The following is a 21,442-nucleotide window of genomic DNA, read 5'->3' as shown; positions in this document are numbered from 1 at the left end:
TGCCGGCCGGCCATCGGGCCCTGCGGGTACTGACTGACTGCTTCATCCTGCGCATGGGTGGCGGCGGGGCCTGTGGGCTGGGCGGCCGGATTGTGCGGCAGCACGGTCGTCTCTTGGTGCGCTTCGGGCGGAGCTACCGCCGCACCGGCAGCTCCGCCTGCGGCCAGCCGCCTTCGGCCAGCATCGCGGCCACCACCGCCTGCAGCTGGCGGCGCACCGCCTCGCCCGCCGGCTGGCCGCTGGCGGCGCGGCTGCCGCACACCGCCAGCGTGCGGGTGAAGGCGCGGCCGGCGATGGGCCGCCAGCTCAGGCTGGCCGGGTCTTCATGCTCGAAGGCCGACCAGGGCAGGATGGTCCAGGCGATGCCGGCCTGGGCGGCGGCCACCATCACCTGCGCGGCGGCGCTTTCGGCCACCAGCCGGTAGCGCAGGCCGGCGGCGTTGCACAGCTGCTCGATGCGCACGCGGATGGCATTCGGGAAGGCCGGCAGCAGCAGCGGCAGCGCCGCCAGCTCGGCCACCTCCACCGGGCCGGGCGCGGCCTCACCAGGCGGCCCCACCAGCATCAGTTCCTCGGTCACCAGCGGGTGCACGTCCAGCCGCGCGTCGTCGCCGGGGTGCACCGCCACGCCCAGGTCCAGCAGGTGGCGCTGCAGCATCTCGGCGATGTAGGCGGTGGAGCCTTCCACGATCTCCAGCGTCACGCCCGGGTGGGCCAGGCGCAGCGCGCGCAGCAGCGGCACCGCCACCCGGCGCGAGGTGCTGGCCGGCAGCCCCAGGCGCACATGGCCGGCCACGTCGCCGCCCTCCTGGCGCACCAGCGCCGGGATGTCGCCGGCCTGGCGCAGCAGGGCCTTGGCCTGCTCGTAGAGCCGGCGGCCGGCCGGCGTGGGCCGAGCGCCGCGGGCGCCACGTTCCAGCAGCGGCAGGCCCAGCTCGGCCTCGAGGTTGGCCACGTGCTGGCTGAGCGAGGGCTGCGCCACGTGCAGCGACTGCGCGGCGGCCGACAGCCCGCCCAGCTCCACGATGCGCACGAAGTACTTCAACTGCCGCAGGTCCATGCCGCCAGTATGCGCTGGCAGCCATCGCAAAAAGCGATGACTGCATCGGCAAGCCGTCTGGCTGTGCCATTGCGGCGGGGCGGGGCGCTTCCTATAGTGGGCCGACACACCGCGGCAGGTGAATTCACGCCTGCGCCATAGCCGAGTCGAGCGCCTCATGAATGCTGTCACCGAAGCCCCCCGGCCCTTTGTCGAGTTCGCCGCCCGCCTGCGCCCGCAAAGCGTGCTGCGCGCGGCCATCACCTCCGCCTATCGCCGACCCGAGCCGGAGGCCGTGGCCGTGCTGCTGGAGCAGGCCCGGCTGCCCGCGGCCCAGGCCGCCGCGGTGCAGGCCTTGGCCGGCCAGCTGGCCACGCGGCTGCGCGAGCGCAAGTCGGCCGGCGGCCGCGAAGGCCTGGTGCAGGGCCTGGTGCAGGAGTTCTCGCTCTCGTCGCAGGAAGGCGTGGCGCTGATGTGCCTGGCCGAGGCGCTGCTGCGCATCCCCGATGCGGCCACGCGTGATGCCCTCATCCGCGACAAGATCGGCGACGGCGACTGGGCTTCGCACCTGGGCCGCAGCGGCTCGCTGTTCGTCAATGCGGCCACCTGGGGCCTGGTGCTCACCGGCAAGCTGGTCACCACCCACACCGAAACCGGCCTGGCGCAGGCGCTGGCTCGCGTGGTGGCCAAGAGCGGCGAGCCGCTGATCCGCAAGGGCGTGGACATGGCCATGCGGCTGATGGGCGAGCAGTTCGTCACCGGCCAGACGATCGAGGAGGCGCTGTCCAACGCCCGCCGCCGCGAGGCCGAAGGCTTCCGCTATTCGTACGACATGCTGGGCGAAGCCGCGCTGACCGAGGCCGACGCGCAGCGCTACCTGGCCGCCTACGAGGCCGCCATCCATGCCATCGGCCGGGCCTCGGCCGGCCGCGGCATCTACGAAGGGCCGGGCATCTCCATCAAGCTGTCGGCGCTGCACCCGCGCTACAGCCGGGCGCAGGTCGGCCGCACGCTCACCGAGCTGTACCCCCGGCTGCTGAAGCTGGCGCTGCTGGCCCGCGGCTATGACATCGGCCTGAACATCGACGCCGAGGAGGCCGACCGGCTGGAGCTGTCGCTCGACCTGCTGGAGCAGCTGTGCGCCGACCCGGGCCTGGAAGGCTGGCACGGCATCGGCTTCGTGGTGCAGGCCTACCAGAAGCGCTGCCCGCATGTGCTGGACTTCATCATCGACCTGGCCCGCCGCACACGGCGGCGACTGATGGTGCGGCTGGTCAAGGGCGCCTACTGGGACAGCGAGATCAAGCGCGCGCAGGTGGACGGGCTGGAGGACTACCCCGTTTACACCCGCAAGGTGCACACCGACGTGAGCTACCTGGCCTGCGCCCGCAAGCTGCTGGCCGCGCCCGAGGCGGTGTACCCGCAGTTCGCCACCCACAACGCGCACACTCTGGCCGCCATCTACCAGCTGGCCGGGCAGAACTACTACGCCGGCCAGTACGAATTCCAGTGCCTGCACGGCATGGGCGAGCCGCTGTACAGCCAGGTGGTGGGCCCGCGCGCCGAGGGCGGCCTGGCTCGGCCCTGCCGCATCTATGCACCGGTGGGCACGCACGAGACGCTACTGGCCTACCTGGTGCGCCGCCTGCTGGAAAACGGCGCCAACAGCTCCTTCGTCAACCGCATCGCCGACGAAGCCGTGCCCATCGAGCAGCTGGTGGCCGACCCGGTGGCGGTGGTGGACGCCGCCGCGCAGGCCGAAGGCCAGGCCGGCCTGCCGCACCCGGGCATTGCGCTGCCGCGTGCGCTGTACGGGGCCGAGCGGGCCAACAGCAGCGGCATCGACCTGTCGAACGAGCACCGGCTGGCCTCGTTGGCCGGCGCACTGCTGCGCCCGGGCGCCGCATGGCAGGCGTTGCCGCTGATTGGCGGTCAGCCCCGCACGGCCGGCACGCCGCAGCCGGTGACCAACCCGGCCGACCGCCGCGACGTGGTGGGCCAGGTGACCGAGGCCACCACCGCCGACGCGGCCGATGCCGTGGCCGCCGCCGTGGCCGCCGGCCCGGCCTGGGCCGCCACGCCGCCCGCCGAGCGCGCGGCGTTGCTGGAGCGCGCCGCCGACACGCTGGAGGCGCAGATGCAGCCGCTGCTGGGCCTGATCGTGCGCGAAGCCGGCAAGACCCTGCCCAACGCCATCGGCGAGGTGCGCGAGGCGGTGGACTTTCTGCGCTACTACGCGACCCAGGCCCGGCGCGAGTTGAGCGAGCAGCACCGGCCGCTGGGGCCCATCGTCTGCATCAGCCCCTGGAACTTCCCGCTGGCCATCTTCGTGGGCCAGGTGGCCGCCGCGCTGGCGGCCGGCAACACCGTGCTGGCCAAGCCGGCCGAGCAGACGCCGCTGATCGCCGCGCAGGCGGTGCAGCTGCTGCACGCGGCCGGCGTACCCGGCGGCGCGCTGCAGCTGCTGCCCGGCCGTGGCGAAACGGTGGGCGCCGCGCTGGTGGCCGACGAACGGGTGCGCGGCGTGATGTTCACCGGCTCCACCGAGGTGGCGCGGCTGCTGCAGCGCAGCCTGGCCGGCCGGCTGGATGCGCAGGGCCGGCCGCCGCTGCTGATCGCCGAGACCGGCGGCCAGAACGCGATGATCGTGGACTCGTCGGCGCTGGCCGAGCAGGTGGTGGCCGACGTGATCAGCTCGGCCTTCGACAGTGCGGGCCAGCGCTGCTCCGCCTTGCGTGTGCTGTGCCTGCAGCAGGACGTGGCCGACCATGTGCTGAAGATGCTGCACGGCGCGCTGCGTGAACTGACCCTGGCGCCACCCGACGAGCTGAGCACCGACATCGGCCCGGTGATCGACGAAGAAGCGCGCGCCGGCATCGAAGCGCACATCGCCACGCTGCGCGAGCGCGGCCATGCGGTGCAGCGGCTGGGCGGTGATGCGGCGGTGCTGGCGCATGGCAGCTTCGTGCCGCCAGCGGTCATCGAGATCCCGTCGCTGGCCGAGTTGCAGCGCGAGGTCTTCGGCCCGGTGCTGCACGTGCTGCGCTACCGGCGCGACGAGCTGCCGGCGTTGATCGACCAGATCAATGCCACCGGCTACGGCCTGACGCTGGGGCTGCATACCCGCATCGACGAAACCATCGCGCTGGTGACCGAGCGGGTGCATGCCGGCAACCAGTACGTCAACCGCAACATCGTCGGCGCCGTGGTGGGCGTGCAGCCCTTCGGGGGTGAAGGCCTGTCAGGCACCGGCCCCAAGGCCGGCGGGCCGCTGTACCTGCGGCGGCTGGTGGCCGGGCCGGTGGCAGAGGGCGGCGCCGCGGCCGCGGCCGTGCTGGAACCCGCGGCCCGCGCGGTGCAGGCCCCGCTGCAGGCCCTGGCCGCCAGCCAGCCCGGTGCGCCCTGGCTGGCCACGTTGTGCAGCGCGCTGGCCGCGGTGTCACCGGCGGGCCTGCAGCAGCTGCTGCCCGGCCCGACTGGGGAACGCAACGTCTACCGGCTGCTGCCGCGCGCGGCGGTGCTGTGCCTGTCGATGGCCGACGACCGCGACGAGCGGCTGTGCCAGCTGGCCCATGTGCTGGCCGTCGGCTCCACCGCGCTGTGGCCCGAAAGCCCCGCGGCACGCGGCCTGCAGCAGGCCTTGCCGGCCGCGCTGCGTGCCCAGGTGCGGCTGCTGCCCGGCGACGCCGCGCAGGCACTGGCCGAGGCGGCGTTCGACGCGGTGCTGCTGCACGGCCACCCCGACGACGCCCGCCACGCCAGCCGGCAGCTGGCGTCACGCAGCGGCCCCATCGTCGGCCTGCAGGTGGCCGCGCCGGGCCGGCTGCAGCCAGGCGTCTTCAGCCTGGAGCCGCTGATGCTGGAGCGCAGCGTGTCCGTCAACACCGCCGCGGCGGGGGGCAATGCGAGCCTGATGACCCTAGGCTGAAGCCGCCGCGCGCGCCTGCGCCACCCGCGCCTGGTCGCGCGCGGTAAGCCAGGTGCCCAGCGCGCCGCACACGCCGATGGTCAGGATGCCGGTGATGGCCCAGGCGTCGGGCATGTGCGCGAACACGGCCCAGCCGGCCAGCGTGGCGAACACGATCTGCATGTAAAGGTAGGGCGTGAGCACCGCAACCGGTGCCTTGCCGTAGGCCAGGATCAGCAGGTAGTGGCCCAGCGTGCTGCACACGCCGATGCCCACCAACATCGCCCACACCTCGGCCGGCAGCGTGGTCCACACAAAAGGCAGCAGCACCGACAGCAGCGCCGCGCCCACGCAGCCGGTGTAGAAGTGCATCGTGGCCGCGTCTTCGGTGCGGGCCAGGCGGCTGGTCAGCACCTGGTAGGCGGCGTTGGTGGCCACCAGGCCCAGCGGCATCAGGCTGGCCAGCGTGAACATGTCGCTGCCGGGGCGGATGACGGTGATGGCGCCGACGAAGCCGCCGGCCACGCACACCCAGCGCAGCGGCGAGATGCGCTCACCCAGCGAGGTGGCGGCCATCAAGGTGATCATCAGCGGCGTGAGCATCACGATGGCGGTGAACTCGCCGATCGGCATGTGCATCAGGCTGAAATACGAGAACACGCTGGACGCCGTGAGCAACGCCCCGCGCGCGAACTGCATGCCTGGACGTCGGGTGTGCAGCAGCTTCAGTCCGCGCCGCGGCAGCATGGCCACCGCCGTGACCAGCGCCTGGAACAGGTAGCGGAACCAGACGGCCATCACGGCCGGCACCACCGCACTCAGGGTTTTGGTGCCCGTGTCCAGCACCGCGAAGCACGCGACGGCGAACACGACGAAGAGGATGGCCTGTAGCGGCCGCTGGACCGCGCTCACAGGCGGTCCGGTTTACAGCAGGTGGGCATGGGGCGGATTCTCACCCGCCTCAGCGTTTACCCGCAGTGCCAGCGCCGGAATCCGCGCGCCGGGGTCGGGCAGTGCAACTCAGCGGCCGATGGACAGCACCACCGGCGCGCTGTCGATGCCTGCTGCGGCGGCATCGCCCTCGTCGGCCTGGGCGCCGATCATCACCAGCGCGGCGGCGATACCGGCCACGAAGGTGACGGCCGACAGGCGATAGCCGGCGGGTTGGTGGCGGGGCGGGGTGGCAGGACGTTGGCGGCGTTGGCGGCGGTGCATGGCGGGCTCCGGCGAGGGTGGGGCACTACGGGGTGGGGCACAGGGAATCGTTGAAGGAACTTTAAAAAGCGCGGCCAGCCGCCGCAGTCGGCGCCCGTCGTCGCGCCTTGTCAGACGCGATCCCGAAACGCTGGCAGCCGCCTACGATGGCGGGGTGCTGCCCACCGATCGCTCCCTGCCCTGGCCGGCGCCGGCCGCCGACTGGCCCTGCATCCGCCAGGCCCGCCACTGCGGCCATGCGCGCCGGCGTTTCCGCCTGCGCGGCCAGGCGGTAGGCAGCGTGGCCGAGCACCAGCTGCCGCTGCTGCAAACGCTGGCGCCCGACCTGCAGGTGACGCCGGACCACCTCAGTGCCCCATGGCTGGCCGATGGCGCCGCCGCCACCGCCTGGTTCGAGCCGCTCAACCTGCGGCTGCGGGCGGCGGGCGCCATTCCCGGCTGGCGCGACGAGCGTTTTCCGGTGCTGCCGCTGCAGGCGTCCACCGGCGCACCGCCGCTGGCGGACATCGAGCGCGCCGCCGCGCGCTTCTGGGGCACGCTCACCTTCGGCGCCCATGCCAACGGTTACCTGGCGGACGCTGGCGGCCGGCCCACGCACCTGTGGCTGGGCCGCCGCTCGCTCACCAAGGCCATCGACCCCGGCCTGCTGGACAACCTGATCGGCGGCGGCGTGCCGCTGGGGCAGACGCCATTCGAAACGCTTGTACGCGAAGGCTGGGAAGAGGCCGGCCTGGCCACACCCCAGCTGCACGTCGCGCGGCCGGGGCGGGTGATCCAGCTGCAGCGAGAGTTGCCCGAAGGCCTGCAGGTGGAGCGGCTGCACGTCTTCGACATCGAGCTGCCACCCGGCCTGACGCCGGCCAACCAGGACGGTGAGGTGTCGGCCTACCACTGCGTGCCGGTCGAGCAGGCGCTGGCCCTGGCGCAGGCAGGCGAGATGACGGTGGACGCCGCACTGGTGACGCTGGATTTCGCCCTGCGCCACCAGCTGCTGCCGGCCGCGCAGGCCGCGGCGCTGGCGCAGGCCACTGCCGGCCTGTGGTGGGAACCTGCGGGCATTCAAAGCATCTGAAGCCAAGCGTGAAGCGTGCTGAACCGGCGGCACGGGTCCGCTGGGCACACTGCCGCACCATGCCGAACGCCTCCCTCCCCCGTCACCGTTACACCTTGACCGCCATCGCGCTGCACTGGCTGCTGGCGGTGCTGATCATCGGCACCTTCCTGGTCGGCTGGCAGATGTCCGGCATGCCGTTCTCGCCGCAGCGGCTCAAGCTGTACAACTGGCACAAGTGGGCGGGCAGCGTGATCCTGGCGCTGTCGGCGCTGCGCCTGCTGTGGCGCCTGTTCAACCGCCCGCCGGCCGACCTGCCGATGTCGCCGGTGCAGCGCCTGGCGGCCCATGCCACCCACCACCTGCTGTACCTGCTGTTCTTCGCGGTGCCGCTGGTGGGCTGGGCCTACAGCTCGGCCGCGGGCTTCCCCATCGTGGTGTTCGGCCTGGTGCCGCTGCCCGATTTCGTGCCGGTGGACAAGGCGCTGGCCGCCGCCATCAAGCCGTGGCACGGCTGGCTGGCCTATTCGCTGGCCGTGCTGGTGGTGCTGCACGTGGCCGCCGCCCTCAAACACCATTTCATCGACCGCGACGGCCTGCTGCACCGCATGGTGCCGGGCCGCGCCTGAAAGCCCACCCCATGACCTCGATCCGCTTTTCCCTGATCTCGCGCCGCACGCTGGCCGCCGCCGCGCTGGCGCTGGCCGCCACCGGCCCCGTGTTCGCCCAGGCCGCCGCCAAGCTGGTGCCGGCGCAGAGCGACATCAGCTTCACCAGCCGCCAGATGGGCGTGCCGGTGGACGGCAAGTTCCGCAAGTTCGACGCCCAGGTGGCGTTCGACCCCAAGAAGCCGGACACCGCCCGCATCGCGCTGGCGATCGACCTGGCCAGCATCAGCCTGGGCGCGCCCGAGAGCGAGGCCGAAGTGGTCAAGCCGCTGTGGTTCAACGTCGCCAAGTTCCCGCAAGCCAAGTTCACCTCCACCAGCGTCAAGGCCACCGGCCCGGGCAAGTTCGACGTGACCGGCAAGCTGGACATCAAGGGCAACGTGCGCGACCTGGTGGTGCCCGTGGTGCTGACCCAGGCCGGCGGCAACACCACCGCCACCGGCGGCTTCACGCTCAAGCGCGCCGATTTCAAGATCGGTGAAGGCGAGTGGGCCGACACCTCGATGGTGGCCAACGACGTGCAGGTGAAGTTCAAGCTGCAACTCACCGGCATCGGCGCGCTGTAAGCACGCCACTGTCTCCCGTTTTTCCAACCCCTGTAGGACCTCTGATGCGCAAGACGTACTCGACCCTGGCCGCCGCTTCTCTGGCCCTGGCTGCCGCCCTGGCCGCGCCCGCCGCCCACGCTGCCGACTATGCGATCGACCCGACGCACACCTTCGTGACGTTCGAGATCGACCACTTCGCCACCTCCACCAACCGCGCCCGCTTCGACAAGAAGGAAGGCACCGTCAGCTTCGACCGCGCGGCCAAGACCGGCAAGGTCGAGATCACGATCGACACCACCTCGGTGAACAGCGGCACGCCGGCCTTCAACAAGCACCTGCAAAGCGCCGACATCCTGAACACCGAGAAGTACCCCACGGCCAAGTTCGTGGGCGACAAGTTCGTGTTCAACGGCGACAAGGTGGCTGAGGTCAGCGGCAACCTGACGCTGCTGGACAAGACCCTGCCGGTGACGCTCAAGGCCAGCAAGTTCAACTGCTACCAGAACCCCATGCTCAAGCGTGAGGTGTGCGGCGGCGACTTCGAAACCACGCTGACCCGCAGCCAGTTCGGCGTCAACTACGGCCTGAACTACGGCTTCAGCGACAGCGTCCGCCTGGTGATCCAGGTCGAGGCCGTCAAGCAGTAACACAGCTGCGGCGCAGCTGATGCTGCGCTGCAACACAAATTTCGTTACCAATTCGCCCGATCGGGTGGGTACGGGTTTCACCGAATGCCTGTTACGCTTCAGGCACTAGGGAGAACCCGTATATGCACCAACAACGAGCCGTTCAAATGGCCATGGTCGTGATGCTGCTGGTCCTGATGGTCGTCCAGGCCATCCAGTAAGCAGCACACACCCATCGGTCGGGCCAGGCAGCAGCCTGTGCCCACCGGCCTGCAACTGGTCGCGCCATGCGCGCACCGACCGCAGGCCTCTGCGTACAGTGGGGCCACACAGCCGCCGCCCGCCCCATGTCCGCACCTGATTTCCGCGCGAGCGACGCTCGCGCCACACCGCACCCTGCTGCCAGCACCTGGCAACGCCTGGTCGCCGCCTGGGTGCCCGCTTTCCGCGCCTATGCCAAATGGCTGGTGGGCATCAGCTGGAAGCGCTTCGCCGTGCTGTCGCTGCTCCTGCTGATCCTGGCCAGCATCCTGGAGCGGCTGCCGCCCTTCAGTTGGCGCATCACCGAAGAGGTGGAGCGCGGCGTGCGCGTGACCATTCCGCCGGTGCCGCCCAAGCCGCCGTCTGCCCCGCGGCCCGCCACCAGCCCGCCGACCACCGAGCCGACGATCGACATCACCATCGGCAAGGAAGGCGTGCGCGTGCTGCGCCGGGGGCCCAGTTCGGCTGCCTCGGCGGCGTCGGCGGCTTCCGCATCGTCGGCGGCCTCCGCCGCGGATCCGGCGCAGGCCGCGGCCGAAACCATCGTTGCCAAGCTGCCGGCCGCCACCGCTTCGGTGCCGCCGGGCGCCGACGCCGACGAGCTGCGGCAGACCATCGAAGAGGGCGTGCGCGAGATCGCCGATGCCATCCGGGAGGCCAGCGACGCCACCCAGCAATCGGCCGCCGATGCCAGCGCCGCCGATGCCGACCCCGACCGACCGCGCACGCGCACCCGCACCGTGCATGTCGGCGACTTCCTCACCGACCTGGCGGTGCTGTGGATCATCGCGTCGGCCATCATCAAGATCACCTACAGCGGCCGGCTGCAGGCCGAGACCGTGGCCGCGCAGGCCACCGAGGTGGCCGAGGCCGAATCGCTCAAGCGCCAGGTGGTGGAAGCGCGCATGGCCGCGATGCAGGCGCAGGTGGAGCCGCACTTCCTCTTCAACACGCTGGCGTCGATCGACCACCTGATCGAAACCGACCCGCCGCGCGCCAGCCGCATGCAGAAGAACCTGATCGCGTTGCTGCGCGCCAGCATGCCGACGATGCGTGAAGCCAGCACCGGCGGCGTGCGCGAGCTGGGCCGTGAGCTGGCGGTGATCCGCCCCTACCTCGAGATCCTGAAGGTGCGGATGGAGGAGCGGCTGCAGACCGTGATCGACGTGCCCGAGGGCCTGCACTCGGCCGAGTTCCCGCCGATGATGATCCAGGGCCTGGTGGAAAACGCCATCAAGCACGGCCTGGAGCCCAAGCCCGAAGGCGGGCAGCTCACGGTGCGTGCCGAGATCGTGCACGGCAAGCTGGCCGTCACCGTGGCCGACACCGGCCTGGGCTTCGGCAAGGCGGCCACCGCCGGCACCGGCGTGGGCCTGGCCAATATCCGCGAGCGGCTGCAACTGCTGTACGGCGGCCGGGCCGCGGTGGCGGTGGCGGCCAACGCGCCCAGCGGCACCATCGTCACCATCACCGTGCCCTATGTGGCGCGCACCCGGCCCGAAGCGACAGAATCCGCCGCATGAGCAGTACCCCCAGCAACCCGGCGCCCGCGGTGCGCTGCGTGATCGCCGACGACGAACGCCTGATGCGCGACCAGCTGCGCGCCCGCCTGGCCGAGGTGTGGCCGGCGCTGCAGATCGTGGCCGAGGCCCGCAACGGGCAGGAGGCGGTCGATCGGGTGGCCGAACACCGGCCCGAACTGGTGTTCCTCGACATCCGCATGCCGGGTCTGACCGGCGTGGACGCCGCCCGCCAGATCGCCCAGCTGCCCACCGGCGACGACTGGGACGGCTGCGAGATCGTCTTCATCACCGCCTACGACGAATACGCGGTGCAGGCCTTTGAGCAGGGCGTGGCCGATTACGTGCTCAAACCGGCCGAGCGCGACCGGCTGGCCGTCACGGTGGAGCGCATCCGCAAGCGGTTGGCGCAGCGACGGGGCGACGAGGCCATGCCGGAAGCGCCCGCCGCCCAGCCTTTGCAGCAGCTGCTGCACAAGCTGGCCGCGCAGATGGGCCAGGCGCCCAGCTACCTGCAGTGGATCCAGGCCAGCGTGGGCGCCAGCATCCAGATGATTCCGGTGGACGAGGTGCTGTTCTTCGTCAGCGACGAGAAGTACACCCGGGTGCAGACGGCGCAGGTGGAGGCGCTGATCCGCAAGCCGATCAAGGAGCTGGTGGACGAGCTGGACCCGCAGCGCTTCTGGCAGATCCACCGCTCCACGCTGGTCAACGTCAAGGCCATCGCCGGCGTGTCACGCGACTTCCGCGGCCGCCAGCTGGTGGCCATCAAGGACCGGCCCGAGAAGCTGGAAGTCAGCCGCAGCTACACGCAGCTGTTCAAGGGGATGTAGCCGGCGGCGCCGCGGCCGCCGCCTTGGCGGCCAGCGCTTCGCGGATCTTCTTGAGCCGCTCCTTCGGGTCTTCCTTGTTCGACGACTCGTGCAGCTTCATCTCGGCGATGAAGCGGCTGGGAATGCCCTGGATGGTCTCGCGGCCCTTCTTGCGCCGGCGCAGCGTGCTCACCGCCAGCGTGGTGCGCGCGCGGGTGATGCCCACGTACATCAGCCGGCGTTCTTCTTCCAGGCGGTCGGGCGTCATCTCCTCGGTGTCGCTGCGGAAGGGCAGCAGACCCTCGTTCACGCCGACCAGCACCACATGCGGCCACTCCAGGCCCTTGGAGGCATGCAGCGTCGACAGCGTGACCACGTCCTGCTCCTCGCCGCGCTCGGCCAGGCTGATGATCACGCTGATGGTCTGCGCCACCTCCAGCACGCTCTTGCGCTCGCTCTCGAAGGTGCCGCCGTCCTGCGTGATCTCGCCGCCGCAGCGCTTGGCGATCCAGTCGATGAAGTCCATCACGTTGGACCAGCGCGAGGCGGCCAGCTTTTCGCTTTCTTCGCTGTCGTACAGGTGCTGCTCGTAGCCGATGTCCTTCAGCCAGCCCAGCAGCAGCGTCTTGGCGTCTTCGCCGCCGGTGGTGTGGCGGGCCTTGTGCTCGAAGTCGTTGATGTAGCGGCCGAACTCGTGCAGGCTGCCGATGGCCTTGGCATTGAGCGACACACCCAGGCTCTCGGCGAACAAGGCCTCGAACAGGCTGAGCTTCCACTTGCCCGCGAACTCGCCCAGCTTGCCCAGCGTCTGGTGGCCGATGCCGCGCTTGGGCGTGGTCACCGCGCGCAGGAAGGCCGGGTCGTCGTCCTGGTTGACCAGCAGCCGCAGCCAGGCGCACAGGTCCTTGATCTCGGCGCGGTCGAAGAAGCTCTGGCCGCCCGACACCTTGTAGGGAATCTGCGCCGCGCGCAGCTTCTGCTCGAACACACGCGCCTGGTGGTTGGCCCGGTACAGCACCGCGAAATCGCTGAACTTCACCTGCCCTCCCTGCGCGCGCAGCGCCTGGATGCGCGAGACGGCGCGCTCGGCCTCGTGCTCTTCGCCGTCGCACTCCATCAGGTGCACCGGCTCGCCATCGCCGAAGTCGCTCCACAGCTTCTTCTCGAACAGCTTGGGGTTGCCGGCGATCACGTTGTTGGCCGCGCGCAGGATGGCGCCGGTGGAGCGGTAGTTCTGCTCCAGCGGAATGACCTTCAGCTTTGGAAAGTCCTGCGGCAGCCGGCGCAGGTTCTCGATGGTGGCGCCGCGCCAGCCGTAGATGCTCTGGTCGTCGTCACCCACCGCCGTGAAGCGCCCGGCCAGGCGGTCGTCGGGGTGGCTGACCAGGGCCTTCAGCAGCTCGTACTGCACCGCGTTGGTGTCCTGATACTCGTCCACCAGCACATGGCGGAAGCGGCCCTGCCAGTCGGCGCGGGCTTCTTCGTCGGTGTTCAGCAGCTTCAGCGGCAGGCTGATCAGGTCGTCGAAGTCCACCGCCTGGTAGGCGGCCAGCCGCTCCTCGTACAGCTTCATCACCCGGGCGGCCACTTGCTCGTCGGCGTCCTTGGCGGCAGCCAGCGCGCTGTCGCTGTTCAGGCCCTGGTTCTTCCACAGGCTGATGGTCCACTGCCAGCGGCGGGCGGTGGCGGCGTCGGTGGTGCCGCCGGCATCGCGAAGCACGCCCAGCACGTCGTCGCTGTCCAGGATGGAGAACTGCTCCTTCAGGCCCAGCCGGGTGCCGCTTTCACGCAGCATGCGAACGCCGAGGGAGTGGAAGGTGCTCACCACCAGGTCCTTGGCCGCGCGCGGGCCCACCAGCGACTTGGCCCGCTCGCGCATTTCCTGCGAGGCCTTGTTGGTGAAAGTGATGGCCGCGATCTGCTTCGGTTCCAGCCCGGCCTGCAGCAGCCGCGCGATCTTGTGGGTGATGACGCGGGTCTTGCCGGAGCCGGCGCCGGCCAGCACGAGGCAGGGACCGTCGAGGTGATAAACCGCCTCGAGCTGGGCGGGGTTGAGGGTGTCTGCCATGGGAGGCGGCGATCATACGGGCGCTGCTATAGTCGCCGACCATGTTCATGCCGCGCAAACTCACGACGAGGTCGAACGACCGGGGAGCCTGGCCCTGGCGTCGCCAGCCTGCTTCCGTCTAGTTTGCAACGGGCGGGCTGGTTGGCACGCCGCCTACGGGCCGGCTGAGCACAGCGCCCGCACCGCCACCGCTTCCCCGCAATTCCGACTGTCGACCCCGGCCACGCCATGTCTGCGCCGGGGCCCGGAGGGCTGAACACATGATCACCGAACTCGAATTCAAGAGCCTGGCCTCGCAGGGCTACAACCGCATTCCGCTGATCGCCGAGGCGTTCGCGGACCTCGAAACCCCGCTGTCGCTGTACCTCAAGCTGGCCGGCGGCCAGCCGCACAGCTTCCTGCTCGAGTCCGTGGTGGGCGGCGAGCGTTTCGGCCGCTACTCCTTCATCGGCCTGCCAGCGCGCACGCTGCTGCGCACCACCGGCCTGCGCACCGAGGTGGTGACCGACGGCCAGGTGGTGGAAACCCACGAAGGCAACCCGCTCGACTTCATCGAGGCCTACCAGCAGCGCTTCAAGGTGGCGCTGCGGCCCGGCCTGCCGCGTTTTTGCGGCGGCCTGGCCGGCTACTTCGGCTACGACGCGGTGCGCTACATGGAGCCGCGGCTGGCCAAGGCCGCCAAGCCCGGCGACATCGGCACGCCCGACATCCAGCTGCTGCAGTGCGAAGAGCTGGCCGTCATCGACAACCTGTCAGGCCGGCTGTACCTGATCGTCTACGCCGATCCGTCGCGGCCCGAGGCCTATTTCTCGGGCAAGCGCCGGCTGTCGGAACTGGCGGACAAGCTCAAGTTCAGCGTCACCGCGCCGCCGGTGCGCCGCGGCGCCAGTTATGCGGTGGAGCGTGAGTTCGACAAGGCCGACTACCTGAAGGCCGTGGCCGTGGCCAAGGAGTACATCGCGGCCGGCGACATGATGCAGGTGCAGGTGGGCCAGCGGCTGAAGAAGCGCTACACCGAGTCACCGCTGACGCTGTACCGCGCGCTGCGCTCGCTCAACCCGTCGCCCTACATGTACTTCTACGACATGGGCGACTTCCAGATCGTCGGCGCCTCGCCCGAGATCCTGGTGCGCCAGGAAACCACGTCCGAAGGCGAGAAGGTCACCATCCGCCCGCTGGCCGGCACCCGCCCGCGCGGCGCCACGCCCGAGCAGGACCTGGCGCTGGAAGCCGAGCTGAAGGCCGACCCCAAGGAACGAGCCGAGCACCTGATGCTGATCGACCTGGCCCGCAACGACGTCGGCCGCATCGCCAAGACCGGCAGTGTCAAGGTCACCGAGGCCTTCGTGGTGGAGCGCTACTCGCACGTGATGCACATCGTCAGCAACGTGGAAGCCTCGCTGCTGGAGGGCACCACCAACCTCGACGTGCTCAAGGCTACGTTCCCGGCGGGCACGCTGACCGGCGCGCCCAAGATCCGCGCGATGGAAATCATCGACGAGCTGGAGCCCGTCAAGCGCGGCATCTACGGCGGCGCCTGCGGCTACCTCAGCTTTGCCGGCGACATGGACCTGGCGATCGCCATCCGCACCGGCATCATCAAGGACCAGACGCTGTACGTGCAGGCCGCGGCCGGCGTGGTGGCCGATTCCGTCCCCGAGCTGGAATGGAAGGAGACCGAGGCCAAGGCCCGGGCGCTCATCCGCGCCGCTGAACTGGTGGAAGAGGGGTTCTGACATGCTGCTGATGATCGACAACTACGACAGCTTCACCTTCAACCTGGTGCAGTACTTCGGCGAGCTGGGGCAGGAGGTCAAGGTCTTCCGCAACGACGAGATCGACATCGCCGGCATCGAGGCGCTGAAGCCCGACCAGCTGGTGCTGTCGCCCGGCCCGTGCTCGCCGGCCGAGGCCGGCATCTGCGTCGAGGCCATCCGCCACTTCAAGGGCAAGCTGCCGCTGCTGGGCGTGTGCCTGGGCCACCAGGCCATCGGCGCCGCGCTGGGCGGCAAGGTGGTGCGGGCGCAGGTGCAGATGCACGGCAAGGTCAGCCGCATCCGCACCGACCAGCGCGGTGTGTTCGCCGACCTGCCCGAGCAGTTCGACGTGGTGCGCTACCACTCGCTGGCCATCGAGCGCGAGACGCTGCCCGACGAGCTGGTGATCACCGCCACCACCGACGACGGCGAGATCATGGGCGTGCGCCACAAGGAAGTGCTGCTGGAAGGCGTGCAGTTCCACCCCGAATCCATCCTCAGCGAGCATGGCCACGCCATGCTGCGCAACTTCATCACCCAGAGCCAGCGATCATGACCATCGACCTGCGCAGCGATACCGTCACCCGGCCGACGGCGGCGATGCGCGAGGCGATGGCCCGCGCCGAGGTGGGCGACGACGTGTTCGGCGACGACCCCACGGTGCTGCGGCTGCAGCAGCGGGTGGCGGAGATGCTGGGCTTCGAGGCCGCGCTGTACGTGCCCAGCGGCACGCAAAGCAACCTGGTGGCGCTGATGACCCATTGCGGGCGCGGCGACGAATACCTGGTCGGCCAGCAGGCCCATTGCTACCGCTGGGAAGCCGGCGGCGCCGCCGTGCTCGGCAGCATCCAGCCGCAGCCGCTGCCGCAGCAGGCCGATGGCAGCATCGCGCTGGCCGACATCGCCGCCAACATCAAGCCCGACGACGCCCACTTCGCGCGCAGCCGGCTGCTGTGCCTGGAAAACACCTGGGGCGGCCGCGTGCTGCCGCAGACCTATGTGCAGGAAGCCACCGCGTTGGCCCGCAGCAAGGGTTTGGCCTGCCACCTGGACGGCGCGCGCCTGTTCAACGCGGCGGTGGCGTCGGGCCGCAGCGCGGCCGAGCTGGCGCAGCCGTTCGACAGCGTGTCGGTGTGCTTCAGCAAGGGCCTGGGCGCGCCGGTGGGCTCGGCGCTCTGCGGCTCGCGTGAATTCATCCAGCGCGCCCACCGCTGGCGCAAGATGGCGGGCGGCGGCCTGCGGCAGGCCGGCATCATCGCGGCCGGGGCCTTGCATGCGCTGGAGCATCACGTCGATCGCCTGGCCGAAGACCATGCCAACGCCCGCCGGCTGGCCGAGGGGCTGCAAGGCCTGCCGGGCGTCCAGGTCACGCCGCCGCAGACCAACATCGTGTTCGTCGACCTGCCGGCCGAGCGGGCCGCTGGTCTGGTGGAGCGCCTGGCGGAACGCGGCGTGCTGTGCACCGGCCTCTACACCCTGCGCTTCGTCACCCATTTGAATGTCACGGCCGACGACATCGACCGCGCGCTGCCCGTGCTGCGCGAACTGCTGTCCGCCTGAGGAGCCTGCTGCATGAGCATCAGCAACATCGACGCGCTGACCCGCGTTATCCAGCACCGCGAGATCTTCCATGACGAGATGCTGGCGCTCATGCGCCGCATCATGCAGGGCGAGATGTCGCCGGTGATGATCGCCGCGCTGTCCATCGGCCTGCGCGTCAAGAAGGAAACCATCGGCGAGATCGCCGCCGCCGCCCAGGTGATGCGCGAATTCGCCACCCCGGTGGCGGTGGCCGACCGCCGCCACCTGGTGGACCTGTGCGGCACCGGTGGCGACGCGGCGCACAGCTTCAACATCTCCACCGCCGCGATGCTGGTGGCGGCCGCCGCTGGTGCGCGGGTGGCCAAGCACGGCGGGCGCAGCGTCTCGTCCAGCTCCGGCAGCGCCGACGTGCTGGAAGCGCTGGGCGCCTGCATCGACCTGACGCCCGAGCAGGTGGCCACCTGCCTGGCGGAAACCGGCATCGGCTTCATGTTCGCGCCCAACCACCATGCGTCGATGAAGCACGCCGCGCCGGTGCGCAAGGAACTGGGTGTGCGCACCATCTTCAACATCCTGGGGCCGCTGACCAACCCGGCCAACGCGCCCAATCAGCTGATGGGCGTGTTCCACCCCGACCTGGTCGGCATCCAGGTGCGGGTGCTGCAGCGCCTGGGCAGCGAGCACGTGATGATCGTGCACGGCATGAACGGCATGGACGAGCTGTCGCTCTCGGGCGAATCGATGGTTGGCGAGCTGAAGGACGGCGCGGTGCGCGAGTACGTGGTGCACCCCAGCGACTTCGGGCTGCCCGTCTACGACTCGCGCGTGCTGCGCGTGGCCAACAAGGAAGAGTCGGTCGCCTGCATCCAGCAGGCGCTGGCCAATGAAGAAGGCCCGGTGCGCGACATCGTGCTGCTGAACGCTGGCGCGGCGCTGTACTGTGCCGACGTGGCCGGCTCCATCGCCGAAGGCGTGAAGCTGGCTAGAGAGGCCGTGGCTTCGGGCGCCGCCCGCGCCAAGCTGCAGCAGTTCATCGCTACCACGCAAAGGTTGAAATCGTGATTTCGTTCGACGCATATCTTTCCAGCGGGCCGACCGCCGGGCCGCTCCCAAGGCGGCCCGCATCCCCTTGGGGGATCGCCCGAGGGTGTCATCGGGCGAGGGGCAGACATGAGTGACGTTCTGAACCGCATCGTGGCGGTCAAGCACGAAGAAGTGGCCGCCGCGCGCCGCCAGCGCGACCTGGCCAGCCTGCGGCGCGAGGCTGAAGCCCACGGCGACCTGCGCGGTTTCGAGGCTGCGCTGCGCGCCAAGGTGGCCGCCGGCCAGGCCGCGGTGATCGCCGAGGTCAAGAAGGCCAGCCCCAGCAAGGGCGTGCTGCGCGAGCACTTCGTGCCCGCCGACATCGCCGCCAGCTACCAGCAGGGCGGCGCGGCCTGCCTGTCGGTGCTCACCGACCGCCAGTTCTTCCAGGGCGATGCCGCCTACCTGCAGCAGGCGCGCGCCGCCTGCGCGCTGCCGGTGCTGCGCAAGGACTTCATGGTGGACGAGTACCAGGTGTTCGAGGCGCGCGCGATGGGCGCCGACTGCATCCTGCTGATCGCCGCCTGCCTGGACGACGCGCAGATGGCCGACCTGGAAGCCACCGCACACGCCCTGGGCATGGCGGTGCTGGTGGAAGTGCACGACGGCGCCGAGCTGGACCGCGCGCTGCGCCTGAAGACGCCGCTGCTGGGCATCAACAACCGCAACCTGCGCACGTTCGAAGTCACGCTGGACACCACGCTGGGCCTGTTGGCCCGGGTGCCGGCCGACCGACTGCTGGTCACCGAATCCGGCATCCTGAGCCGTACAGACGTGCTGCGCATGCGTGAGGCGGGCGTTCACGCTTTCCTGGTGGGCGAAGCCTTCATGCGCGCCGACGATCCGGGCCAGGCGCTGGCCGCGCTGTTCCAGTGACCTCCAACCGCCTTTGCCGGCCGCTGGCCGACCTGCTCTGCGAGGTCGGTGGCGACTGGCAGCCGGTGATCGATGCCTGGCGCGCCACCGACGAGGCGCGCCGCCTGATCGCCCACGTCGACGCCCGCGTCACCGCCGGCGCCCCGGTGTACCCGGCCAATCCGCTGCGCATGCTGCAGCTCACGCCGCTGCACAGCGTTCGCGTCGTCATCGTCGGCCAGGACCCGTACCACGGGCCCGGTCAGGCGCAGGGGCTGGCCTTCTCGGTGCCGGCCGGCGTGCGCCTGCCACCCAGCCTGCGCAACATCTTCAAGGAGCTGCAGCGCGACCTGGGCTTGCCGATGCCCGCCTCCGGCGACCTGACGCCCTGGGCTCAGCGCGGCGTGCTGCTCACCAACACCAGCCTGACGGTGGAAGACGGCCAGGCCGGCTGCCATGCAGGCAAGGGCTGGGAGTCGCTGACCCGCGCCTTGCTGACCGCTGTTGCGCAGGAGCCACGCCCCAAGGTGTTCATGCTGTGGGGCAACCACGCCCAGGCCTTCGGCCAGCCGATCGCCGCCGCCCATCCGCAGCATCTGGTGCTCACCGCCAACCATCCGTCGCCGCTGTCGGCGCAGCGGCCGCCGGTGCCCTTCATCGGCTGCGGGCACTTCCGCCGCGCCCAGGAATTTCTGGCCTCTCAAGAAAATTTAGGCTCAATGGACTGGACACTTCAAACAACCGTGCTATAGTCATTGGCTCGCCCAGGAGGGGTGCCCGAGTGGCTAAAGGGGGCAGACTGTAAATCTGTTGGCTTACGCCTACGCTGGTTCGAATCCAGCCTCCTCCACCAAAGGCGAGTTGTTTTTTGTAGTGCAGTGATTTGGTGCTGACTCCGTAGCGGGAGTAGTTCAATGGTAGAACCCCAGCCTTCCAAGCTGATGACGCGGGTTCGATTCCCGTCTCCCGCTCCAGTCTGCGTCGACACCGCTTTGTGCCGCACCCGTGCGACCCAGAGCCGTGTCGATGCCCATGTGGCTCAGTGGTAGAGCACTCCCTTGGTAAGGGAGAGGTCGCGCGTTCGATCCGCGCCATGGGCACCACCCGCCAACCGTAAGAAATCGTTTCTCAGCCAGGAGCGCGCAACATGGCAAAAGGTAAGTTCGAGCGGACCAAGCCGCACGTCAACGTGGGCACCATCGGCCACGTGGACCATGGCAAGACGACGCTGACGGCGGCGATCACGACGATCCTGTCGGCCAAGTTCGGCGGCGAAGCCAAGGCGTACGACCAGATCGACGCGGCGCCGGAAGAAAAGGCGCGTGGCATCACGATCAACACCGCGCACGTCGAGTACGAGACCGCCAACCGCCACTACGCGCACGTGGACTGCCCGGGCCACGCCGACTACGTGAAGAACATGATCACGGGTGCGGCGCAGATGGACGGCGCGATCCTGGTGTGCTCGGCCGCTGACGGCCCGATGCCTCAGACCCGCGAGCACATCCTGCTGGCGCGTCAGGTGGGCGTGCCCTACATCATCGTGTTCCTGAACAAGTGCGACATGGTGGACGACGCCGAGCTGCTGGAGCTCGTCGAGATGGAAGTGCGCGAGCTGCTGAGCAAGTACGACTTCCCGGGCGACGACACCCCGATCGTCAAGGGTTCGGCCAAGCTGGCGCTGGAAGGCGACAAGGGCGACCTGGGCGAAGCGGCGATCATGCGCCTGGCCGAAGCGCTGGACAGCTACATCCCGACGCCTGAGCGCGCCGTGGACGGTGCCTTCCTGATGCCGGTGGAAGACGTGTTCTCGATCTCGGGCCGCGGCACCGTGGTGACGGGCCGTGTCGAGCGTGGCGTGGTCAAGGTCGGCGAAGAAATCGAAATCGTCGGTATCCGCGCCACCCAGAAGACCACCTGCACGGGCGTGGAAATGTTCCGCAAGCTGCTGGACCAAGGTCAAGCGGGCGACAACGTGGGCATCCTGCTGCGCGGCACCAAGCGTGAAGACGTCGAGCGCGGCCAAGTGCTGTGCAAGCCGGGCTCCATCAAGCCGCACACGCACTTCACCGCCGAGGTGTACGTGCTGAGCAAGGAAGAAGGCGGCCGCCACACCCCGTTCTTCAACAACTACCGTCCCCAGTTCTACTTCCGCACGACGGACGTGACCGGTGCGGTGGAGCTGCCGAAGGACAAGGAAATGGTCATGCCTGGCGACAACGTCAGCATCACCGTCAAGCTGATCGCCCCGATCGCCATGGAAGAAGGCCTGCGCTTCGCCATCCGTGAAGGCGGCCGTACCGTCGGCGCCGGCGTGGTGGCCAAGATCATCGAGTAAGTAGTCAAGGCTGCAGGGGCATAGCTCAATTGGCAGAGCGTCGGTCTCCAAAACCGAAGGTTGGGGGTTCGAGACCCTCTGCCCCTGCCACCGTCGGACGCTGAGGCGTCTCGCTCGGTAAGCCAAATCAGCCCGCGGGCAGTGCGCAGATC

18 protein-coding genes and 4 tRNA genes are annotated in these 21,442 nt (G+C 69.8%); 18 read left to right on the top strand and 4 right to left on the bottom strand.

Going from position 1 to position 21,442, the window contains the following annotated elements; all coding sequences use genetic code 11:
- Positions 1-133 precede the first annotated feature (133 nt).
- Positions 134-1,060 (bottom strand): LysR family transcriptional regulator, encoded by a 927-nt coding sequence (locus tag MW290_RS30725; protein ID WP_250198125.1) that lies wholly within the window; start codon positions 1,058-1,060, stop codon positions 134-136.
- Positions 1,061-1,217: 157 nt separating this feature from the next.
- Between MW290_RS30725 and putA the strand changes: the two genes are divergently transcribed.
- The gene (gene putA, locus MW290_RS30720; RefSeq protein ID WP_250198124.1) at positions 1,218-4,967 is read left to right on the top strand and encodes a trifunctional transcriptional regulator/proline dehydrogenase/L-glutamate gamma-semialdehyde dehydrogenase; all 3,750 of its coding nucleotides are present in this window, start codon (positions 1,218-1,220) and stop codon (positions 4,965-4,967) included.
- Here putA and MW290_RS30715 read toward each other — a convergent pair.
- Both MW290_RS30715 and MW290_RS30710 read right to left on the bottom strand, forming a co-directional pair.
- Positions 4,959-5,858, bottom strand: coding sequence for a DMT family transporter (locus tag MW290_RS30715; RefSeq protein ID WP_250198123.1), 900 nt, complete (start codon positions 5,856-5,858; stop codon positions 4,959-4,961). The two genes, putA and MW290_RS30715, sit on opposite strands and share 9 nt — an antisense overlap.
- Positions 5,859-5,966: 108 nt before the next feature.
- Positions 5,967-6,161 carry a hypothetical protein gene (locus MW290_RS30710; protein ID WP_250198122.1) on the bottom strand — a complete coding sequence of 65 codons (195 nt, stop codon included), beginning with the start codon at positions 6,159-6,161 and terminating at the stop codon, positions 5,967-5,969.
- Positions 6,162-6,315: 154 nt separating this feature from the next.
- On the opposite strand from MW290_RS30710, the gene MW290_RS30705 reads away from it, so the two are divergent.
- From MW290_RS30705 to MW290_RS30680, 6 genes are all read left to right on the top strand, one after another.
- The gene (locus tag MW290_RS30705) at positions 6,316-7,233 is read left to right on the top strand and encodes an NUDIX hydrolase (RefSeq protein ID WP_250198121.1); all 918 of its coding nucleotides are present in this window, start codon (positions 6,316-6,318) and stop codon (positions 7,231-7,233) included.
- 59 nt (positions 7,234-7,292) lie between these two features.
- Positions 7,293-7,841, top strand: coding sequence for a cytochrome b (locus MW290_RS30700; protein WP_250198120.1), 549 nt, complete (start codon positions 7,293-7,295; stop codon positions 7,839-7,841).
- Positions 7,842-7,852: 11 nt separating this feature from the next.
- On the top strand, positions 7,853-8,446 hold the full coding sequence (locus MW290_RS30695; protein WP_250198119.1) for a YceI family protein: 594 nt from the start codon (positions 7,853-7,855) through the stop codon (positions 8,444-8,446).
- A gap of 44 nt (positions 8,447-8,490) precedes the next feature.
- Positions 8,491-9,075, top strand: coding sequence for a YceI family protein (locus tag MW290_RS30690; RefSeq protein WP_250198118.1), 585 nt, complete (start codon positions 8,491-8,493; stop codon positions 9,073-9,075).
- Positions 9,076-9,401: 326 nt separating this feature from the next.
- Positions 9,402-10,838 (top strand): sensor histidine kinase, encoded by a 1,437-nt coding sequence (locus tag MW290_RS30685; RefSeq protein WP_250198117.1) that lies wholly within the window; start codon positions 9,402-9,404, stop codon positions 10,836-10,838.
- Positions 10,835-11,668, top strand: coding sequence for a LytR/AlgR family response regulator transcription factor (locus tag MW290_RS30680; protein WP_250198116.1), 834 nt, complete (start codon positions 10,835-10,837; stop codon positions 11,666-11,668). The genes MW290_RS30685 and MW290_RS30680 overlap by 4 nt, the downstream gene beginning before the upstream one ends.
- Here MW290_RS30680 and MW290_RS30675 read toward each other — a convergent pair.
- Entirely contained in the window at positions 11,655-13,715 is a 2,061-nt protein-coding gene (locus MW290_RS30675; RefSeq protein ID WP_250198115.1) for an ATP-dependent helicase, read from the bottom strand. The two genes, MW290_RS30680 and MW290_RS30675, sit on opposite strands and share 14 nt — an antisense overlap.
- 260 nt (positions 13,716-13,975) lie before the next feature.
- Between MW290_RS30675 and trpE the strand changes: the two genes are divergently transcribed.
- The 11 genes from trpE (at position 13,976) to MW290_RS30620 (ending at position 21,380) form a co-directional block, all read left to right on the top strand.
- Complete coding sequence (gene trpE, locus MW290_RS30670; RefSeq protein WP_250198114.1) at positions 13,976-15,451, top strand: anthranilate synthase component I; 1,476 nt, start codon at positions 13,976-13,978, stop codon at positions 15,449-15,451.
- Position 15,452: 1 nt separating this feature from the next.
- Complete coding sequence (locus MW290_RS30665) at positions 15,453-16,028, top strand: aminodeoxychorismate/anthranilate synthase component II (RefSeq protein WP_250198113.1); 576 nt, start codon at positions 15,453-15,455, stop codon at positions 16,026-16,028.
- The gene (gene ltaE, locus MW290_RS30660; protein WP_250198112.1) at positions 16,025-17,032 is read left to right on the top strand and encodes a low-specificity L-threonine aldolase; all 1,008 of its coding nucleotides are present in this window, start codon (positions 16,025-16,027) and stop codon (positions 17,030-17,032) included. Before MW290_RS30665 ends, ltaE begins: the two co-directional genes overlap by 4 nt.
- A gap of 12 nt (positions 17,033-17,044) precedes the next feature.
- Complete coding sequence (gene trpD / locus MW290_RS30655; protein ID WP_250198111.1) at positions 17,045-18,076, top strand: anthranilate phosphoribosyltransferase; 1,032 nt, start codon at positions 17,045-17,047, stop codon at positions 18,074-18,076.
- 108 nt (positions 18,077-18,184) lie between these two features.
- On the top strand, positions 18,185-18,973 hold the full coding sequence (gene trpC / locus MW290_RS30650; RefSeq protein ID WP_250198110.1) for an indole-3-glycerol phosphate synthase TrpC: 789 nt from the start codon (positions 18,185-18,187) through the stop codon (positions 18,971-18,973).
- Positions 18,970-19,704 (top strand): uracil-DNA glycosylase, encoded by a 735-nt coding sequence (locus MW290_RS30645; RefSeq protein ID WP_250198109.1) that lies wholly within the window; start codon positions 18,970-18,972, stop codon positions 19,702-19,704. The genes trpC and MW290_RS30645 overlap by 4 nt, the downstream gene beginning before the upstream one ends.
- Positions 19,705-19,719: 15 nt before the next feature.
- Positions 19,720-19,805 (top strand) — tRNA-Tyr (locus tag MW290_RS30640).
- A gap of 47 nt (positions 19,806-19,852) precedes the next feature.
- Positions 19,853-19,926 (top strand) — tRNA-Gly (locus MW290_RS30635).
- A 54-nt stretch (positions 19,927-19,980) separates the two neighbouring features.
- Positions 19,981-20,055, top strand: a tRNA-Thr gene (locus MW290_RS30630).
- 44 nt (positions 20,056-20,099) lie between these two features.
- Complete coding sequence (gene tuf / locus MW290_RS30625) at positions 20,100-21,290, top strand: elongation factor Tu (protein WP_250198098.1); 1,191 nt, start codon at positions 20,100-20,102, stop codon at positions 21,288-21,290.
- Between the two features lie 14 nt (positions 21,291-21,304).
- Positions 21,305-21,380: transfer RNA gene (locus MW290_RS30620), tRNA-Trp, on the top strand.
- The last annotated feature ends 62 nt before the right edge of the window (positions 21,381-21,442 follow it).

This window comes from Aquincola tertiaricarbonis (assembly GCF_023573145.1).
Taxonomy (GTDB): Bacteria; Pseudomonadota; Gammaproteobacteria; order Burkholderiales; family Burkholderiaceae_C; genus Aquincola; species Aquincola tertiaricarbonis_B.
This window is presented reverse-complemented; position numbering and strand designations above follow the sequence as displayed.

Bases quoted from the DNA above. Each gene is read 5' to 3' on its own strand.
- MW290_RS30710 (WP_250198122.1), bottom strand. From the start codon at position 6,161: ATGCACCGCCGCCAACGCCGCCAACGTCCTGCCACCCCGCCCCGCCAC.
- ltaE (WP_250198112.1), top strand. From the start codon at position 16,025: ATGACCATCGACCTGCGCAGCGATACCGTCACCCGGCCGACGGCGGCG.
- MW290_RS30725 (WP_250198125.1), bottom strand. From the start codon at position 1,060: ATGGACCTGCGGCAGTTGAAGTACTTCGTGCGCATCGTGGAGCTGGGC.
- MW290_RS30680 (WP_250198116.1), top strand. From the start codon at position 10,835: ATGAGCAGTACCCCCAGCAACCCGGCGCCCGCGGTGCGCTGCGTGATC.
- trpD (WP_250198111.1), top strand. From the start codon at position 17,045: ATGAGCATCAGCAACATCGACGCGCTGACCCGCGTTATCCAGCACCGC.
- MW290_RS30675 (WP_250198115.1), bottom strand. From the start codon at position 13,715: ATGGCAGACACCCTCAACCCCGCCCAGCTCGAGGCGGTTTATCACCTC.
- tuf (WP_250198098.1), top strand. From the start codon at position 20,100: ATGGCAAAAGGTAAGTTCGAGCGGACCAAGCCGCACGTCAACGTGGGC.
- MW290_RS30690 (WP_250198118.1), top strand. From the start codon at position 8,491: ATGCGCAAGACGTACTCGACCCTGGCCGCCGCTTCTCTGGCCCTGGCT.
- trpC (WP_250198110.1), top strand. From the start codon at position 18,185: ATGAGTGACGTTCTGAACCGCATCGTGGCGGTCAAGCACGAAGAAGTG.
- MW290_RS30700 (WP_250198120.1), top strand. From the start codon at position 7,293: ATGCCGAACGCCTCCCTCCCCCGTCACCGTTACACCTTGACCGCCATC.
- MW290_RS30685 (WP_250198117.1), top strand. From the start codon at position 9,402: ATGTCCGCACCTGATTTCCGCGCGAGCGACGCTCGCGCCACACCGCAC.
- MW290_RS30665 (WP_250198113.1), top strand. From the start codon at position 15,453: ATGCTGCTGATGATCGACAACTACGACAGCTTCACCTTCAACCTGGTG.
- trpE (WP_250198114.1), top strand. From the start codon at position 13,976: ATGATCACCGAACTCGAATTCAAGAGCCTGGCCTCGCAGGGCTACAAC.
- MW290_RS30695 (WP_250198119.1), top strand. From the start codon at position 7,853: ATGACCTCGATCCGCTTTTCCCTGATCTCGCGCCGCACGCTGGCCGCC.
- putA (WP_250198124.1), top strand. From the start codon at position 1,218: ATGAATGCTGTCACCGAAGCCCCCCGGCCCTTTGTCGAGTTCGCCGCC.